At 47.7% G+C, this 19032-nt stretch carries 15 protein-coding genes; 10 read left to right on the top strand and 5 right to left on the bottom strand.

The annotated features are described in order from the left end of the window. Together B5D63_RS34035 and B5D63_RS34030 are read left to right on the top strand one after the other, a co-directional pair. Positions 1–774 carry an aspartate/glutamate racemase family protein gene (locus B5D63_RS34035; protein ID WP_078673365.1) on the top strand — a complete coding sequence of 258 codons (774 nt, stop codon included), beginning with the start codon at positions 1–3 and terminating at the stop codon, positions 772–774. A 33-nt stretch (positions 775–807) separates the two neighbouring features. Next, on the top strand, positions 808–1935 hold the full coding sequence (locus tag B5D63_RS34030; protein ID WP_078673364.1) for a serine hydrolase domain-containing protein: 1128 nt from the start codon (positions 808–810) through the stop codon (positions 1933–1935). 53 nt (positions 1936–1988) lie between these two features. On the opposite strand, the gene B5D63_RS34025 is transcribed toward B5D63_RS34030, so the two are convergent. After that, positions 1989–2441, bottom strand: a complete 453-nt coding sequence (locus B5D63_RS34025) for a hypothetical protein (protein ID WP_078673363.1) — start codon at positions 2439–2441, stop codon at positions 1989–1991. Between the two features lie 194 nt (positions 2442–2635). Between B5D63_RS34025 and B5D63_RS34020 the strand changes: the two genes are divergently transcribed. Then, positions 2636–3436, top strand: coding sequence for a 3-keto-disaccharide hydrolase (locus tag B5D63_RS34020; RefSeq protein WP_078673362.1), 801 nt, complete (start codon positions 2636–2638; stop codon positions 3434–3436). Between the two features lie 112 nt (positions 3437–3548). On the opposite strand, the gene B5D63_RS34015 is transcribed toward B5D63_RS34020, so the two are convergent. Further along, complete coding sequence (locus tag B5D63_RS34015; RefSeq protein WP_078673361.1) at positions 3549–3956, bottom strand: winged helix-turn-helix transcriptional regulator; 408 nt, start codon at positions 3954–3956, stop codon at positions 3549–3551. A gap of 92 nt (positions 3957–4048) precedes the next feature. Here B5D63_RS34015 and B5D63_RS34010 point away from each other — a divergent pair, with 92 nt between their 5' ends. The 5 genes from B5D63_RS34010 to B5D63_RS33990 all read left to right on the top strand — a co-directional run bounded on the left by B5D63_RS34010 (position 4049) and on the right by B5D63_RS33990 (position 9193). After that, on the top strand, positions 4049–4426 hold the full coding sequence (locus B5D63_RS34010; RefSeq protein ID WP_078673360.1) for a nuclear transport factor 2 family protein: 378 nt from the start codon (positions 4049–4051) through the stop codon (positions 4424–4426). 200 nt (positions 4427–4626) lie between these two features. Beyond that, entirely contained in the window at positions 4627–4902 is a 276-nt protein-coding gene (locus B5D63_RS34005; protein ID WP_078673376.1) for an ArsR/SmtB family transcription factor, read from the top strand. 78 nt (positions 4903–4980) lie between these two features. Continuing rightward, on the top strand, positions 4981–6171 hold the full coding sequence (locus B5D63_RS34000; RefSeq protein ID WP_078673359.1) for an MFS transporter: 1191 nt from the start codon (positions 4981–4983) through the stop codon (positions 6169–6171). A 227-nt stretch (positions 6172–6398) separates the two neighbouring features. After that, positions 6399–6872, top strand: coding sequence for a (2Fe-2S)-binding protein (locus tag B5D63_RS33995; RefSeq protein ID WP_078673375.1), 474 nt, complete (start codon positions 6399–6401; stop codon positions 6870–6872). Between the two features lie 29 nt (positions 6873–6901). Then, positions 6902–9193, top strand: a complete 2292-nt coding sequence (locus tag B5D63_RS33990; protein ID WP_078673358.1) for a xanthine dehydrogenase family protein molybdopterin-binding subunit — start codon at positions 6902–6904, stop codon at positions 9191–9193. A 142-nt stretch (positions 9194–9335) separates the two neighbouring features. On the opposite strand, the gene B5D63_RS33985 is transcribed toward B5D63_RS33990, so the two are convergent. The 3 genes from B5D63_RS33985 to B5D63_RS33975 all read right to left on the bottom strand — a co-directional run bounded on the left by B5D63_RS33985 (position 9336) and on the right by B5D63_RS33975 (position 12143). Then, on the bottom strand, positions 9336–10073 hold the full coding sequence (locus B5D63_RS33985) for an SDR family oxidoreductase (RefSeq protein ID WP_078673357.1): 738 nt from the start codon (positions 10071–10073) through the stop codon (positions 9336–9338). Positions 10074–10135: 62 nt separating this feature from the next. Next, positions 10136–11008, bottom strand: a complete 873-nt coding sequence (locus B5D63_RS33980) for an AraC family transcriptional regulator (protein ID WP_078673356.1) — start codon at positions 11006–11008, stop codon at positions 10136–10138. Positions 11009–11294: 286 nt separating this feature from the next. Further along, entirely contained in the window at positions 11295–12143 is an 849-nt protein-coding gene (locus B5D63_RS33975) for a metallophosphoesterase family protein (protein ID WP_078673355.1), read from the bottom strand. Positions 12144–13032: 889 nt separating this feature from the next. On the opposite strand from B5D63_RS33975, the gene B5D63_RS33970 reads away from it, so the two are divergent. Beyond that, positions 13033–13548: a UpxY family transcription antiterminator gene (locus tag B5D63_RS33970; protein WP_078673354.1), complete on the top strand. Its 516-nt coding sequence runs from the start codon at positions 13033–13035 to the stop codon at positions 13546–13548. A gap of 50 nt (positions 13549–13598) precedes the next feature. Beyond that, positions 13599–19032, top strand: a 5434-nt coding sequence (locus B5D63_RS35225; RefSeq protein ID WP_078673353.1) for a non-ribosomal peptide synthetase, incomplete at its 3' end; no start/stop codon positions are given.

The raw sequence follows: 19032 nt of genomic DNA, 5'->3' as shown, positions 1-19032 counted from the left end.
ATGATAGGTATTGTTGGTGGGGTAGGCCCGTTAGCGGGTGTGGACCTGTTTACGAAAATCATTGAGGAAACGATCGTCGAAAGAGACCAGGAACATGTTCCGGTGGTATTGTTGTCGGTTCCGGGCACTATTCCCGATCGTACGGAATATCTGATGGGAAGGGAGCCTCGTAACCCGGCGCTGGGTATCGGGACCGTATTGCTTCAACTGGGGAAAATGGGGGCGCGTGTTGCAGGAATACCCTGCAACACGGCCCATGCGCCCGCCATATTCAACATTGTCAAACAAATACTGCGGCAATCGGATAGTCAATTGGAGCTGCTGAATATGATCGAGCTGACGGCGGACCATCTGTTTGAATATTACAAGGGGGCGCGGGTGGGTATCCTTACCACGCTCGGTACCTATCATGCAGGTGTTTACCGCCATACGCTGACCCGGAAAAAAATTGATGTAATTGAACTGGAAACAGCGGAAATGCGAAATGGCGTGCATAACGCTATCTATGACGCCGGTTATGGTATTAAGGCAAATCCGGTACAGGTAAGCAGGAAGGCAGAAATTATTTTGCACGATGCTGCCGGTGAGCTGATAAAAAGGGGCGCGGACATCATTGTCTCCGGATGCTCTGAAATTTCGTTTACACTCACCCCGCGTAACTTCGGGAATGTAAAGCTCATTGATCCCACAAGGCTGCTCGCATTGGCATTGGTAAAGGCAATAGACCCCGGAAAATGCAGAAAAGCGCCATCGCAACCGGTCGCCCGTTTGTAGATATTTTGTATTTTTAATACTTAATACACTCAAATGACCAGACTATCCATCGTTTTTTTTGTTCATCTTTTGTTGCTCGCTTCATTCAGTAATGCCCTGCCGGCGGGAAACGTTACGCCTGGAAATCCTGTTGGCGACAGTGTGGACGCTCTTGTGACACGCGTGATGAGTGAACGTCACATTCCGGGTTTGCAACTCGCTGTCGTGAAACAGGGAAAGATGCTGGATAACCGCTGTTATGGCATTGCGAACCTGGGTGATAGTATCCCTGTTACGAAAAACACGGTATTTTCTGCCAACTCCATTGCCAAAATCCTGTCGGGCGTAGCGATATTGCAATTGAAGGAAGCCGGCAAACTGAGTATCGATGCCCCTGTTTCCGGCTACCTGGACAGTCTTCCCGATAGCTGGAAAAAAGTCACTATCCGCCAGCTGCTGGCAAATGTTTCCGGTATTCCGGATATAACAGATTCCATCACCGACCGCCTGATAAGTGATAACGGGGAATATGCCTCCTGGCAGAAGGTACAGGCACTCCCGATGGAGTTTCAGACCGGTGAACAGTTTAGTTATAATACCACCAATTACCTGCTGATCGGTAAAATCATCGATAAACTCGGTGACATGCCTTTTGTCGAATTTTTTCACAGGCATCAGCTGGCAACTGCTGGTATGAAACATACTGTCTTTGCCAATTCCTATAATATCATACCCCATAAGGCGCCCACCTATTCGTATTTTCATCAGTGTGCCAATGGCCGGTACCGTAAAACGGATAAACTGGAAGAGGCTTATGAAGAATTCCCCGGCTTTTTGAGGACAGATGCAGGAATGTTTACTACCGCTACAGACCTGGCCCTGTGGGTAACGAAGCTGCAAACGGAGAAGTTGCTCCGCGATAAAAAAAACATAGCGGAAATGTGGATGCCGGTGAAACTGAATAATGGCACTTACGGCGGCTTCGGTGGGTTGTTGAATGGCTATGCCCTGGGGTGGCCGGTAATACTGCGGGAAAAACACAATGTAGCGGCGGCCATTGGAGGTGGAAGGGCTGCGCTCTTCTACTATACCGCTGATGACCTGGCAATCATTGTGTTAACTAATCTCGCGGGAGGAAACCCGGAGCTATTTATAGATGATCTGGCTACCTATTATCGCTGACCTGCCATCTTGCAGATGAATTTTATCTTCGAGGCCATCCCTTTCGCAGGATGTTATTGTAATATTTTAATAAAATTCAGAATGCTTACTTCAAAAACTTTCCTGAGCTCATCAAAATTAAACCTTTGTTCAAAGTTTATATCGGCTATATTATCTATATCTACTACTTTGAACACAATATCATCCAACCCGGTCCCAAAAGTAATTTCCTGATTAATTTTACAATTCTTGTTCTCGTTAATTTGTAACAGAATGCTTAATGTTATATCATTAGGCCGCTGTCCATTCTTTTCCTCTATGTCTTCTTTGAATGTATATGATATAGAAAATGTAAACACTTCTTTTTTACCTCCTTCAAGCGAATGAAGTATAAAATTGTTCCTTCTTCCATAAATTACCTCTTTCCTTACTAACGATGCTATACTTGTTTTAAGTAAAAAAGTATTGAGATGGTTTTCTATTCGTAAAATTTCATTATTCAGGAATGATTTTAAATACATAATCATCAGTTGGGTTAATGCTTGCGTGCCTTTCCTTCTTGAAAGATTTCCAAATTACTCTTTTTTTCTGAGTGATGTGGAGGACAGCCCGCTGAAAGGTCCGATAAATTATCGGCGATAACGGCTGTTATGTTTTATTTACCAGGTTTTTGCCCTATCTTAAAGGCTTGCCCGTAAAAGTGAACATATATATCGCCCATATGAAAAACAGACTTTCGTATCTCCTCGTACTGCCGCTGCTGTATTGCGTGGCTTGCCAGCAAACCGCAAAAGAAAACAGCCCGCAATGGGTAAGCCTGTTTAACGGCAAAGACCTGAACGACTGGATCGTAAAAATTCACCATCACGATGCAGGCGATAATTTTGGCAATACCTTCCGGGTGGAGGATAGCATCATTAAAGTGCGTTATGATCAGTATGGTGATTTTAACGACCAGTTTGGGCATCTCTATTATAAACAGCCGTTCTCGCATTATCACCTGAAATTTGAGTATCGCTTTGTCGGGAAATGGTATCCTTCTGCGCCGGAGTATACGCTGCTCAACAGTGGTGTAATGTTTCACTCGCAAGACCCCCGCGCCATGCCAAAGGAACAGGACTGGCCGATTTCCGTAGAAATGCAGCTGCTCGCCGGTTTGGGTGATGGCCATGCACGCCCTACCGGCAATATGTGCTCTCCCGGGACCAACGTCGTATATAAAGGAAAACTGGACCCGCAGCACTGTATTGAGTCTTCATCCAAAACATACGAGGGCGAACAATGGGTGAGAGGGGAGCTGATCGTACTGGGCGACTCACTCATCACGCATATCATCAATGGCGATACGGTGCTGCAGTATTCAAAACCCCAGATCGGCGGTGGTGTGGTCAATAACTATGACCCGGCGGTGAAAATAGACGGAAAGCTGTTGTCAGAAGGTTACATCGCTTTACAAAGTGAAGGGCAGCCGGTGGATTTCAGGAATATCCGGATACTGGACCTGCGTCCTGTTAATAAATAGGATGGGAGTAGCTTATCTTCATCATGACAAGGCGGCTGAAAGGCCGCCTTGTCATTTAGGCTTTCCTGTAATAGCGGGCGACGCATAGCGCTGCAATGCCGGCAGGCAACCATTATTTTATTTTCTTTTTCAGCGCCAGGCTCAACTCCTTAATAACTGCCGGCTTATCGCTCTTAATTCGTTTACCCAGCTCTTTCCTGGGGCAGTTTTTATTGTATTTGGCGCCCCAATCCATTATCTCAATGACAATCGGCAGTAAGTCGGCGCCTTTTTGAGTGAGACTATATACGAACTTTGACTTGTTTAAGGGCGAAACTTCTTTTACCAGGATTTTCTCCGATTCTAAAAGGTTTAGCCTGTTGACGAGAATATTGGTCGCAATCTTTTCTTCTGACGCTAAAAATTCGCTGAAGGATACTTTTTCTCGTAACATAATATCACGAATGATCAATAACGACCATTTGTCGCCAAATATCTCCAATGAGCAACTGATCGGACAATCGGACCTTTTGTTTTCCATAAATAAACTAAGTTATTGCATTTTGCAATTTCTTTTTATATTTGTTATTGTATTTTGCAATAACAAATTTATCCATTTCAAACTAACTTATCATGGAAAACTCTTCTGAAGCGAAAAAACTATTGGAGGCCTATTATGACGGATTCTCCGGGAAAGGCGATTGGGAGCATACCTTGTCTGATGACTTCCGGTTCATTGGCGGGGACATGACAAACCCGGCCCCTGTTATGGGAAAGCAAGCCTATATTGAAATTATCAGGCGCTTTTCGCAGCGTTTTGAAAGTATGAGGGTGCAACAGGTAATAGTGGAGGGAGATAAAGCCAGTGTCATTGCCAATTACGATTTCGTTTTTCAAAATGGCGCCAGGGTAAATGGGAATGTGGCAGAATTCTGGACAATTGATCATGGCAAACTCAGCTCTCTGACAATCTTTTTTGATACACAGACTTTTATGAAGAACTCGAAATAACGACAGGCTTTTGTCGTTTGTGCTGACCCCGCCAACAAATTTGGACCCTGCGCTCATTTTAGCTATGGTGGCCAAATCTTCAACGTATTTCCATTTGTGGTTATCTGTCACCCTATTATCATTTTAACTTTTTGCATAGAAATATTTATATGTTTCTATATTTCCGCTTATCTTTGCTCCGGAATCAATTTATTTTCCGGATGGACAATAAGAAATTTGAGAAAATATCCCGTGCGTTAAGTGATGCCAGCAGGATTACCATACTGCAGGAAATCAGGAAGAAACAGGGATGTTTGTACTGTGCAGAGATAACCGATATGCTTGACCTTACCCAGCCTTCCGTTTCCCACCACCTGAAACAGCTGGTGGAGGCAGATCTGCTCATACCTGAGAAAGAAGGAAGGAATATCAAATACATTTTAAACCAGGAAGTGCTGGCCGACTATATCGCCAGCCTGAATTTGCTGAGGGGCTGATTTTCTTAAAACGCCGGATCCTGTTATATCATGACCTTTATTATATAGATACATTCAAATGTTTCAAACTAAAAATTTATGAAAAAATCCATATACGCAATGGCGCTGGGAGCTTTTGGCATTATCACAACGGAATTTGGCGTTATAGGTGTATTACCTAATCTGGCTCAGGTGTTTCATGTTTCCCTGGAAACGGCAGGTTGGCTCTTAAGTGCATTTGCGCTGACGGTGGCGGTATCATCTCCGTTTATAACAGCACTGACGGTCAACGTCAACCGCAAGCTGCTGATGTCTACCGTATTGGCGGTATTTGTGGTGTCTAACATTCTCTCGGCATTTGCCCCCAATTTCACGGTATTGATGATTGCCCGGATTTTACCCGCCTTCCTGCACCCGCTATTCTGGAATATATCACTGGCTGCGGCATTCAAGGAGTCAGGCAGCAAGGCGGTTTCCATTGTGATGTCGGGTGTCAGCATAGCCACGGTGATGGGCGTGCCGATCACCACTTATGCGGCTGAATTTTTCAGCAACTGGCAGGCTTCCTTTTTCCTGGCAAGTTTTGTTAGCCTGATCGCATTCGTCGGACTGGTCCTGTATGTGCCATCCATGCCGGCCACCAGGAAGGCGGCAGGCGACAGCCAGCTGTACGTATTAAAAAGCCCCCTGTTATGGTTGAATCTTGTTTCCACCATCCTGATGCTGGCAGGAATGTTTTCCAGTTACGGCTACCTGGCAGCTTATATGGAAAAGGTCACCCACATGAACGGCGTTCAGATCAGCGTTATGCTGCTCTTATTTGGCGGCATGGGCGTGCTGGGCAACTGGCTTACAGGTAAGGCCTTAAGTAAAAACGTCATGCTCACTACCCGCGTATTTTTTACGGCGCTTATATTCGTGCAGGTCCTGGCTTATATTTTCGGCGGCCTCTTTGTTCCCATGGTTATCCTGCTTTCTTTCTGGGGAGCTATCCATACCGGCGGTTTCCTGATCGGAAATATCCGCACAACCCGTTCCGTGCCTCACAGTGCGCTGGAATTTGTAAATAGCCTGCTGACATCCTGCTATAATATCGGTATCTCCCTGGGCACTATGCTGGGAGGTTTGATCATTGCCAGGTATGACGTGCATTATGTTGCTTGGATGAGCGTAGGGTTACTGGCGGCAAACCTCGGTCTGAGCTTCGTTACATTCGGTAAAAAGCATCAGCAGCCGGTACCCGCTGTGGCGGCAGAGAAAGAGCCGATGGCCAGCATGATGCATGCATAAACCCTTTCGTATCCGGATTGATAAATGAATAACGCAGTAGCCTGTTTACAGGTCACTGCGTTATTCTTTTGTTTCCGCAGATATCCATATACGTTAGTCCTTCCTTGCGACAGCCGGAATTTCCTGACTTTTCATTTCTTTTTCTTAACTGAATGCCTTAAATTAAGATGGTTTTTGCCGAATGTGGCAATCCAACCTTTTACTGCGCTACTTTTAAACGGAATATTATGGCTAAATATTCAATTCAGGTAAATGGCAAAAAGCACGAAGTGGATGTGCTGGAAGATATGCCATTGTTATGGGTACTCCGCGATGTCATCGGCCTGAAAGGCACTAAGTTCGGCTGCGGCAAGGCCCTCTGTGGCGCCTGTACGGTGCATCTTAACGATGATGCCATCCGGTCCTGCAGTTATCCCATTTCCAGTGTCGGCGATGCCAGGATAACCACGATAGAAGGGTTGTCGGAAGATGGGGACCACCCTTTGCAGCAAGCCTGGGAAAAATTTGTGGTGCCTCAATGCGGCTATTGCCAGACCGGCCAGATCATGAATGCGGCGGCGTTGCTGAAAAGGAACGCACACCCTTCCGGCCAGGAGATCGAGCAAACTATGCAAGGTAACCTTTGCAGGTGCGGGACCTACAACCGGATCAAAGCGGCCATTTCTGCGGTAGCCGGCACCTCGTCGTCGGCGTCCAAATAATTTCCTGATCCTTAACCAGCGTACAAATCATGAAAATATTCGCTCCTTTTCAAAAGAAGAAAAACGAGAATATTGCTACCGAAGTTTTCAGCGCTTCCAGGAGAGATTTCCTGAAGGTGGGCGGCCTGCTTACCGGCGGGCTCGTACTCGGCGTAAGTTTCTTTAGCTGTAATGAAAAAGGTAAAAAGATCGTTAGCATCGCGCCCAACGTTTACCTGCAGATTGGCTCGGATGGTAAAGTGACGATTGTTGCACACCGTTCCGAAATGGGGCAGGGGATACGGACCTCTCTTCCATTGATTGTGGCGGACGAGCTGGGGGCCGACTGGAATACCGTCCGCATCGTTCAGGCGGAAGGAGATGAAAAAAAATATGGCAATCAAAATACGGATGGCTCCTTTTCCATCAGGCAATTCTACAAACCCATGCGGGAAGCGGGCGCTGTCGCCAGGCTGCTATTGATCAGGGCCGCCGCACAGCGGTGGAAAGTACCTGCTGAAGAATGTGATACCGAAAAAGGACAGGTGGTCCACAAGGGCTCCGGCAAAAAGCTGAATTTCGGAGAGCTGGTGGAAGCGGCGAAGTCGTTGCCCGTTCCCGCCGTAAGCGAAATAAAATTAAAGGATAACAGCAAGTTCAACATGATAGGGAAGGAAACGCCTATTGTGGACCTGCACGATATCATTACCGGCAAAGCTGTTTTTGGCATCGATGCCGTGACCGACGGGATGAAAATAGCCGTTATTAAAAGATGTCCCGTTGTGGGAGGCGCCGTAAAGTCGTTCGATGATACAAAAGCCCGTGCCATCCCCGGTGTGATCAAAGTGATTGCTATTAAAGGCCCGGGCTTGCCGGCCACCTTGAGCAAACCCCTGAGCGGCGTGGCCGTTATCGCGGAAAATACCTGGGCGGCGATCAAAGCCCGCGATCTGCTGGAAGTGGAATGGGACCTGGGGCCCAATGCCGGCTACGATTCAGCCAAACAGATCGAAACGTTAAAACAGGAGGTGACCAAAAACGGGACGGTGCGCAGAAAACGTGGCAACTTCCAGGCTGCCAAAGCCGCTGCGAAAAAAGTGATTGATCATACTTATGTGGCGCCTTATCTCGCACACGCCACCTTAGAACCACCTGCAGCCCTCGCCGTTGTGAAAAATGATAGCTGTGAAATCTGGGCCTGCACACAAAATCCGCAGGGAGCACGGGAAGCGGTAGCTGAAGCATTGGCATTCCAGGTGGACAAAGTAAAGGTAAATGTAACTTTGCTGGGCGGTGCATTCGGCCGGAAATCCAAGCCGGACTTCATCGTGGAGGCAGCCTTGCTGGCAAAGGAATCCGGGTTTCCCGTAAAGGTACAATGGACCAGGGAAGACGATATTCATCACGATTATTTCCATGCATTGAGTGTGCAACGGATCGTTGCCACCATCGACAACCAGAATAAACTGAGCGGCTGGGACCATCACATTGCCTATCCCTCCATTTCCGCCACAGAAGATAGTGCCGTAGTACAACCAAGCGATGGAGAACTGGGGCTGGGCGCAACTGATTTTCCGTATGATGTTCCCGCTATCAACGTGGAAACGCACGACGCCAAAGCGCATCTGCGCATAGGCTGGCTGAGGTCTGTACGCAATATCCCACAGGCTTTTGCCGCTGCCACTATGATGGATGAGGTGGCGGAAGCCAGGGGAATGGACCCCGTATCCAATGCGCTGGAGCTTCTTGGGGAAGACCGCAATATTACTTTCAACGATGAACTGGTAAAAACTACCTACCCCAATTATGGAGAGGATATTGCCAGTTATCCCTGGGAAATTGCCCGCATGAAAGAAGTGATCCGCCGCGTGGCTAAGGAATCCGGCTGGGGAAAAGACCTGCCTAAAGGTTCCGGGCTCGGGTTTGCCGCGCACAAAAGTTTCCTTACCTACGTAGCCTGCGTAGTGGAAGTAATGGTGGACACAAATAATAAAATCACCATCCCTAACGTATACTACGCCGTGGATTGTGGCCTGGCGGTGAACGTGGACCGCATCAGATCGCAGTTTGAAGGTGGCGCCCAGTTTTCTGCGAGTCTTGCCCTCAAAAGCATGATCACCGTGAAAAACGGGCAGGTAGAGCAGAACAATTTCGATGGCTACCAGATCATCCGGATGCCGGAATCACCGGGGCAGATCCACGTGCACATCGTGGAAAGCACTGCAAAACCGACAGGTATAGGAGAACCGCCTGTGCCGCCCTTTACGCCTGCGCTATGCAATGCGATCTATAAGGCAACCGGGAAACGTATTTACACGCTTCCGATAGATATGAATGCCTGATCATTTATCTAATGGCGGCAGTTTATTACCTGCTCCCCATAAACGGGCTGATTAAGCGATGAGGATAGCAATACCGGGTGGGAAAATCAACCCTGGTGGAGGAGCTCCTGCCACATCTCCCCGGTATCGACTCCGGCAGAAGTTACCAGGGTATTTCTCCTGTTTCCGGGTTATTCTCCTCACTGAAAAATTTCCCTGTAGGACCATCGTTGTCAATTAAGGCATATTTTACGACCCGTTTTCCGGCATCTTTAACGGACCCGGACCCACGATGCCCATTAAAATCTGTTTTTGTATATCCCGGGCAAACGGCATTTATTTTGAAGCTGGTATTTTTAAATTCGTACGCCAGAACAACGGTGTACATATTCAGGGCCGATTTTGAAGAGAGGTATACAACGCCTTTATAGTCGTAGTATTGATAGGTGGGGTCGCTGTGAAGGGTAATGGAGCCCTGGCTTGAACTAACATTTACAATACGGGGCTCAGCCGACTTTTTTAATAAACCAATAAATGCCTGTGTAACCCGCACCACACCGTAAACATTTGCATCATAAGTTGCTTTGAACTGGTCAATGGTCGCGTCAGTAGCCGCTTGCGGATAGCCTCCATAAATACCCGCATTATTAATAAGGATATCCAATACTTCTGTTTTTTTACCTATTTCTTTGCTGGCCTTAATAACAGATGCATCATCTGTGACGTCGAGCTGGACAGCCTCTGCGTTGTTGAATCCCTTCGCTTTTAATTTACTGACAGCTTCAGCACCGTTTTCCAAATTACGGCTGCCGAGGTATACATAAATTCCTTTTTGAGCAAGTTGTTCTGCGATTTCAAAGCCAATGCCTTTGTTGGCTCCTGTTACTAATGCAAATTTCATTTCTGTGAATTTTATAAAGCAAAAGTAGGGGGCCCAAAAACAGCAGAAATGGACAATTCAACTTATTTCCCCGACAAATCTTGCCTGGGTAAAAACTCGCTGGCGCTTTTTCCGGTACTTTTCTTGAAAAGCCTTGAAAAGTAATCAGGATCATTAAACCCCAGCTCATAGGCCAGTTCCTTGACAGAAGTATTGGAATAACGCAATCTTCTCTGAGCTTCTGCCATCAGGCGATTAATAAAGTAATCTTTGGGTGATGTCCCGGCGTATTCTTTTACGATCCGATATAGGCTGTTGGTAGATAAAGCTAACTTTTCAGCAATGGTGTTGATAGAAGGTTGCTCCGTAAGGGACGTTTCTACGACTACTTTGAACTCGATGAACTTTGAAAGATTCGTGTTGAAGGTATTGGCGGGGCGTTTGTTTTTGAAATAGGCAACGTTGAATTCTGATAGCAGCGAATTCATATAGGCTAAGATTACTTCGGTGTCTGTTTCATGTTTGTCAGAAAGAAGTATCTGGTTTAAAATTCCAAAAACCTTTGTTACTCTTTCTTTTGCGGCACTGTCAAGAATGATGGTTTGTGTGTTGGATGGGTTGACTAAAAAGGGGAATTGTTGTGGTAACAGTGCAAGTGTATTTTCATCAAACAGCAGCTTGAAGTATTTGAGGTTGTCTGTTTTTGCGGGAGGTGTAAAAATTTGATTGGGCATTGCAAAAAGCAGGTGCCCGTCAGTAAGCGTAAAGTCCTGTAGGTCTAAATTATAGGTAATTGAACCGCTTTCAATTAATACAATAAAGTAGGAAGACAATCTGCGGGGCTGCAGGATTTTATTTTGAATGTCATCCGAAATATAGGGATTGTCGTTTGAACGAACTTTTATTTCCAGCTCATCATTTGGTAAGCCCTCATATTTCCCTTTTTGTTCTTGCATAATATTTGCTCGAAGTTTTGCAGGGGAGAAGTTAGACAACAACTTTAATTTTACCAAAAAAGCCCGGGATTTTTGTATCCCGGAAATCAATAGAGATTATTTAACTATTTGGGAAATAGTGTGTTGTGTTTGATTTTCGTATTGAAGGCTTTCGGTGGGTGATCGGAGAAATTCAATCCGGTAGCTCACCCGTTTTACGACCTATGTTGAGAAAAGCGCGACGCCCCCACCGTGGGTAAATGTTGCAGGTCGTACTTTTTCTACTCTTCCTGGTCCCGATGCTGTATCAGTCTTTCCAGTTGTACTGGGTTAATTGGTTTGTGAAGCGCTGGGAGACAGCTTCCAGCGCACTGCTTCCATCCGGACGATGATCCAGGACCAGCATGCATCCCTCCGGCAGAATACCGCTGGGACCAAACTCCAGCTCACTGACCTTCACCGATTGGGTAATACCGTTGATAGCTGTTTCCTGCCGGAAGGGTTCTCCCGTATGGCCGTAAAAGTGATAGCTTACGGGAACGTTATCGAGCACATCCCGGATGGCCTTCATGCCGTAACCGCGCTGACTACTATCGTCTTTATCATGCGTAATAAGCACATCTATATAGCCGGTACTTTTGAGCAATTTTTTTACTTCGCGCTGCTCGTATTCCTGGATGAAACGCGGGTCTGTTCTTCCTTTGGCATCGCCAATGCGGCCGATGCCCGCCAGGTATAAGACCTCCCGGTCTTTTCGCAGTTCCTGTTTTACGCCGGAGCGGCACACGAATATCCGCTTATAAACATCTATGGGGAAACGGGGTAGTGTTGTATTTGCCTGTTCCAGCTGATCCAGAAAGGCATGGTCTTCATGATTGCCCCTTATACAGATCATGTCTATATTGAGGCGGTCCAGTAACCGCCGGATATCTTTGTTCTCCTGCATAAAGTCATCATGGAAGCCCAGTTCATCGCGGTTTTGCCGTGCGTGTTTCAGTGTGGCCTTGTCAAGCCGGTGTATATCCGGATAGGCGCCCATGTCGCCGCATTGCAGGATGAAGTCAATCGTTTGACCGGTTTGTTGCTGGTAACGGTCCACCAGTTTAAAGGGCAACAACAGTTTGCCGTGGACGTCGGCGAATATGGCTAGTCTCATTGTGAAAACAAACAAAAATCAGTGACGAATATACGAAAACTGTACGTTCTCCCGGTGTAAAAGACGCTGCCGCGACAAGAATGGAAAGGCTTATTTATGAGGTAGATATGGTATTCAGTTTAACGGAGGAGAGTATTAAATGTGTCCGGACAACACTTTTTATTTGATATCTGTGTTGCTACATGTTTTTTGTTTACATTCGGGCGCTTTTTAGTACCATAGGGCATTACAGGTTAACTAAATGAGAATTTTCTGATTTAATTTTTTTAATTCTAAACAAAAAACTAATTTTAGAGCCTAAGAAATAACCGTTGGATGTTTGTTAGCGAATAGTAAAATGCCAGTGGAGTCCCAGCTTTAGTTTGGTTGGCCAGTCTGGAGACCTTAGGGTGCTTGTTTTGCAATACTTTTTATTATTCCTTCAGAACTTGATGTTGTAACAAACAATATCTGTTAATGTATTTGTTACCGTGTCTCTAATTTTTTCACTTACATACAAAATATGTAAGTGAAAGTAGCGATAGCTCTGCCCTTTTGGGTTTAAGACTATGCCGATTGTATGCTATGTGCCGGAGGACCCGTGGCCGCCAGGACGGGAGTGAGCCGAATGTGCCAAAATCAGCTTTAATATCACTATCATATTTTTCAAAATATTTTCCATCTTCATCGGCCCGGTGGAATATGTTTAATTAGTAATCCTAAACAAATTTAGTTGCCGCTGGTTATGTTATACCGCAGGGAACCCGAAATAAACTGCCACACACTTGTTTACCATCATACCCCTTGATGGATAGGCATTATAACTTCGTTTACCCCACCAGAAACGTTGAGCAATTCAAATGACCATTTACGTACAAAACGTTACCTCATAATAAACACAGCAGCACCTATGTCCCAGTTTACACCTTCTTGGTACCTGATCTACACCAGATCAAGGCAAGAAAAAAAAGTAGCTGAACAACTGTCCAGATGCAGTATCGAAAATTATCTGCCCCTTAAAAAAGAAAGGCATAAGTGGAAAGACCGGTTTAAAACACTGGAACTGCCCTTGTTCCCTTCTTATGTGTTTGTATACCTGGAAGATCCGCTTCAGTATACGATCAGTACACAGGTGGAAGGATTATGTCACTACGTTAAGTTTAACAATAAGATAGCCTCCGTTAGCCAACAGGAAATAGATAATATACGTTTGCTCACTGTCGCAGGTTTCGGACTGGAAGTATGCTATGATCACATCAGACCGGGTGAAAAATACCTCCTGCAGGAAGGCCCGCTCAATGGCCTCTCCTGCGAAATTGTACACTTTAAGGGGCACCAGAAATTTCTCGTAAGAGTTGAAATCCTGCAAAGGTCTATTCTGATGGATGTTCCAGCGATTTATATCGGAGAAGCGCTCGCACTATAACCGGGTAATTACCCATTTCCCCCCACCGCATTTTTGAATCAGTAGTTGATATGGAAACGATCAAGAGAAAACTCATTGATAACTACTGGCAGGAAAAGTTGAAAAACAGGACAGGGGCTAACCGCTTGCAGTTAGCTTCCGTGGCCAGTTCCCGTATTACTGTCAGCACCAGTTCAATCTTTTATTTCAGCAAACTTACATCCGGTAAACCACTGGCGGAATTTACTGTCCTGATGACAGTTTATGCTGTGTTATTACGCAGGTATTTCGGAGAACAACCTTTTATTTTCTCTAAGGGATTGCCGCAGCATGAACAGGCTCCCTTATTGTACGAAGTCACCTGTACAACGCAAACGCTGCAACAACAGCTGCAAACAACAAAAGCAACGGTGCAGGAGGTGTTCCGTTACGCTATGCATACGATGGCCCCGGGTACATTTGAAAGCCATGCGAATGCGGGTTTCTTCTTCTGCCGGGAGAGCGAAGGGGAGGTATTCCCTTTTGCCCTGACGGTACTGCAGGAAACACCGGAATCCTGGAGTCTGCAAGCTTCTTTCGATGAGCATTTCTGTACGCCCGCCATAGCTGCTCATTTCCTGCATTGTTTTGATTACTGGCTGCAACACCTGGAAAGTTACTTAGCCCTGCCTGTAACGGAGATACCAATAATCAATGAACAGGACCGGGAGCTTTTATTACATACTTATACAGCCGGCCACGACGCCTGGCAAAATAAAGGACTACTTGTATCCCAGCTGGAAGCCGCTGTGCTGGCCCACCAGGGACAGGTTGCCGTTGTCTGCGACAGCCGGCAGTTGACCTACGCCCAGCTTAATGAAAATGCCAATCGCCTGGCATGGTGGCTTAAACAGCATTACCACGCTGGCCCGGGAGATATTGTGGCAGTGAAACTTCCGCGCAATGAAAACCTGTTGACAGCGCTCATAGCAGTGCTGAAAACCGGCGCCGCATATGTTCCGGTGGATGTCAATTATCCTGAAGAAAGACAAGCCTATATACAACAAGACTCCCGCGCCAGGCTGATACTGGATACAGCGATGTTGCAGCTGTTTATACAAACGCAGCACGAGATGCCGGCCGGCAACCCCGAAACAGTCAGCCAGCCCGGAGATCTGGCTTATATCATCTATACTTCCGGGTCTACTGGTCAGCCTAAAGGGGTGATGATCGCCCATAAAAATGCGGCTGCGTTCCTGGACTGGTGTAAGTCTGAATTTGCCCTATCTCGCTATGATATTGTGTACGCCGCCACCTCTCATTGTTTCGATCTTTCCATCTTTGAAATGTTCTACACGCTGATCGCCGGCAGGAAGATCAGGGTCTTGCAGAATGCATTGGAAAGCGCGCAATACCTTCAAACAGACAATCATATCCTGCTGAATACGGTGCCTTCGGTCATGCGTGCTTTACTGGATGAAGACCAGGACCTGCGCAACGTATCGGTGATCAATCTGGCAGGCGAACCTTTTCCGCCGGATGTTGCGGGGAAACTGGCCCAGCTTTCCGCAGAAGTCAGGAACCTCTACGGCCCTTCGGAAGATACTACGTACAGCACCTGCTATCGGCTGGAACAGCGTGTATACCGGAACGTACCCATCGGAAGACCGATTGCATATACGCAGGTATACATCCTGGACGATGCCCTCCAACTACTGCCACCCGGCCTTTATGGGAAAATTTACATCGCGGGCGATGGCTTGTGCCAGGGATATCTTCATAAGCCCGCACTCACCGCTGAAAAATTTGTTGCCAATCCGTTCCTGGACGGTACGTTGATGTATGACACCGGCGACATTGGCCGGTGGCTTCCCGACGGTAACCTGGAATACTATGGCCGCAAAGATCAGCAGGTGAAACTGAACGGCTTCCGTATTGAACTGGGAGAAATTGAACATGTTATTTTACAGTTCTCTCCGGATATACAACGCGCTGTGGCCGATGTGAGAGACGCCGGCAACGACAGGATGCTGGTCGGCTACTATGTGGCCGCTCAGACAATAGATATTGCTGCGCTGAAACAATTCCTGGCCGCCAGGTTACCTGTATACATGGTGCCGGTACAGTTTATGCCGCTCACGGACATCCCTTTGAACATAAATGGTAAGGTAGACAGGAAAGCTTTGGCTGACTTGTCCTGGAACGATTTACAGCGCCATGCATTCGTGGCGCCACGCACTGTTACTGAAACCCGGCTGGCCGCCTTGTGGCACAAACTGCTGAACAGGGACAAGATCAGTGCGTTGGACAACTTCTTCGAACAAGGCGGACATAGCCTGAAATTATCCCGGCTGGCCGCACAGCTTCATCAGGAATTTGATGTGCGCATACCGTTGAGAGATCTGTTCAACCACCCCATACTGGAAGACCAGGCAAGATTGATTGACCGCTTCGACAAGTCCGGCTATAAAAGCATACCGTTGCTGGGTGTCCGGGACGACTATGCCTTATCGTCGTCGCAGCGGCGTATGTGGTTATTGAGCCAGATGGAAGAACGAAGTGCTGCCTATCACATGCCCGCCTTTCTCTGCCTGGAAGGTAAGGTGGACACCGCATTGCTGGAAGAGAGCTTCCTGCTGCTGATCGCCCGGCATGAAGTACTTCGTACGGTTTTTATAGAAAATAATACCGGTGAAGTAAGACAGGTAGTACTTCCATCCGGGGAGCAACCGTTCCGCCTGCTGATACGACATACCGAGCAACTGGAGGAAACATTGCAGCAAGACCTGTCTGCTCCGTTTGATTTGTCGGCTGGTCCCTTGCTGCGGGCTGTCCTGTATCCTCGGGGCGATGACCGCTATGTACTTAGTTTTGTAATGCACCATATCATCAGTGACGGCTGGTCGATAGATATATTGGTCAGAGAAGTATTGGCGCATTACAATGGTCATTCGGCACAGCTGCCGCCGCTCACGGTACAATACAAGGATTACGCGGCATGGCAGCAACAAGAGTTGCTGTCTGCCGGTATGCTTGCCAGCAAGGCCTATTGGATGGAGCAGCTGTCGGGCGAGCTGCCTGTGCTGGAAATGCCGCTGGACGCGATGCGCCCGGCGGTGAAAACTTTCCGCGGCAGCGCGATCACGCTCGACCTGCCGGCTGCAGCCTTTAAACGTTTGCTGCAACAACAGGATGCTACACTGTTTATGGGTGTATTGTCGCTGGTGAAAATATTGTTGCACCGATACAGCGGTCAGGAAGATATTATAGTCGGAAGCCCGATGGCCGGCCGCATACATGCCGACCTCTCTAACCAGATAGGCTTCTATGTAAATACGTTGGCGTTGCGTACCAGCGTGAACGCCCGGCAAAGCTTTTTACAGTTGCTGTCACAGGTGAAATCGGTGGCTATGGGCGCTTATGAGCATCAGGCATACCCGTTTGATGAGTTGGTGGAATCACTGGACCTGCCCCGTGATCTTGGTCGCAACGCACTCTTCGATGTATTGGTGGTGTTGCAGAACAATGATAGTACAGCTATTGCCAATGATCATTTTTCTGCTACTCCTTATGAAGGTGTGGAGAGCACTATCAGCAAATTTGACCTTCTGTTCAACTTTACGGAACTTTCAGCGGATACCATCCGCCTGCGGCTGGAATACAATACTGACCTGTATAAACAGGATACCGCCCGTCGTATGGCCCTCCATGTAAAAGGACTTTTGGAGGCTGCTGTAGCTGATGCCGGCATGGCCGTCGGACGATTGGCGTATATGTCTGAAGAAGAAAGGCAACAATTGCTGAAGGTGTTCAATAATACTGCGCAGCCGTTCCCTGTGGATAAAACACTGACGGAGCTGTGGGCTGCGCAGGTACAACGTACACCTGGTCATATAGCACTGGTGTCCGGAGAGCATGAGCTTACTTATGAAGCGCTGGATGAACTTTCAGACCGGTTGTCGCATTTCCTGCGCGAACAATACGGAGTGCAGGCCGGCGCCCTTGTTGGTTTGAAATTGGAGCGCAACGAGTGGATGGTCATTACACTGCTGGCTATATGGAAAGCCGGTGCGGCCTATATGCCCATAGATCCCGGGTACCCCACAGAACGTATCAGTTATATGATAACAAACAGTGGTTGTAAACTGGTGGTGGATGCGGATATGGTGGCTGCCTTCCGGCAGGTGCAACAGAATTACATAGCTGGCAGCTCTGGAAATCACTATGGACCGGAAGATCTTGCCTATGTTATTTATACTTCGGGTTCTACCGGTCAGCCCAAAGGGGTGATGATCACGCATCGCAGCCTGATCAACTACGTCTTTGCCATCAACCGGCACTACCAGGTCGATGACCAGGACCGTATCATCCAGATTTCCAATATCGCGTTTGATGCTTCTGTGGAGCAGATATTGCTGGGGTTATTATTGGGCGCTTCCCTGTACATCATCAGCAGGGAGGAGACATTGGACCCTGTATTGCTGAACCAGTTTCTCAGAAAGCATCGCATTACCCATATACATACCGTGCCTGCATTGCTGGAAGGCGTAGATACAAGCGACGGCTTATGTTTGAAGAGAATGGTTTCTGCGGGCGAAGCCTGTCCTGCCTCTCTGGCGGACAGATGGTTGCACCGGCTGAAGTTCTATAACAAATACGGCCCTACGGAGGCCACTATTTCCAGCAACATTCACCTGGTATCCGGCCCGGAAGAAAGGACGATTCCTGTGGGCCGGCCGCTGGACAACACGCAGGTCTACATCCTGGATGAACAGCAGCAATTGCAACCTGTCGGTGTGGATGGAGAGCTGTGTATTGCAGGCGCGGGGCTTTCACGGGGTTACCTGAATAATCCATCACTCACCGCGGAACGTTTCATCGCGCATCCATTCCATGAGGGGGAGAAATTGTATCGTACGGGAGACGTGGCCAGGTGGTTGCCGGATGGTACCATCGCAGTGTCCGGTCGTGCTGATGATCAGGTGAAAGTGCGCGGCTACCGGATAGAGCCGGGTGAGATCACTCATGCTATTCAGGGCTATGAAGGAATACAACAGGCAGTGGTGGTCGCTGCTGAGATACAGCCTGGTGAAAAAGAACTGGTCGCTTATACGGTAAGTGCTGCTGAAATTGATATTGCCGTGCTCCGCAGCTGGCTGTCCGAAAGGCTTCCGGGCTATATGGTGCCGGCTTATTTTGTAACATTGGACAGCCTGCCGCTGACCGCTAACGGTAAGGTGGACAAACGCCGCCTGCCATTGCCGGCAGATAACGGACAAAGACATACGAACTATATCGCTCCGCGCAATGCTACGGAAGCTTTGCTGGCAACACTATGGCAGCAGTTGCTCTCGCGTGAGGCAGGGGTGAAAGACAATTTCTTTGAGCTGGGTGGGCATAGCTTAAAGCTTTCCCGCCTGGCAGCCGCCATCCATCAGCAGTTCTCGGTCCGCGTGCCTTTGAAGGAACTGTTCCTGCGGCCCGTATTGGAGGACCAGGCGGCCTGGATCGCCGGACAGGAACAGC

Source organism: Chitinophaga eiseniae (genome assembly GCF_900167135.1).
GTDB classification, from domain to species: Bacteria; Bacteroidota; Bacteroidia; order Chitinophagales; family Chitinophagaceae; genus Chitinophaga; species Chitinophaga eiseniae.
The sequence above is the reverse complement of the archived record's forward strand: the minus strand, read 5'-3'. Positions and strand labels throughout refer to the sequence as shown.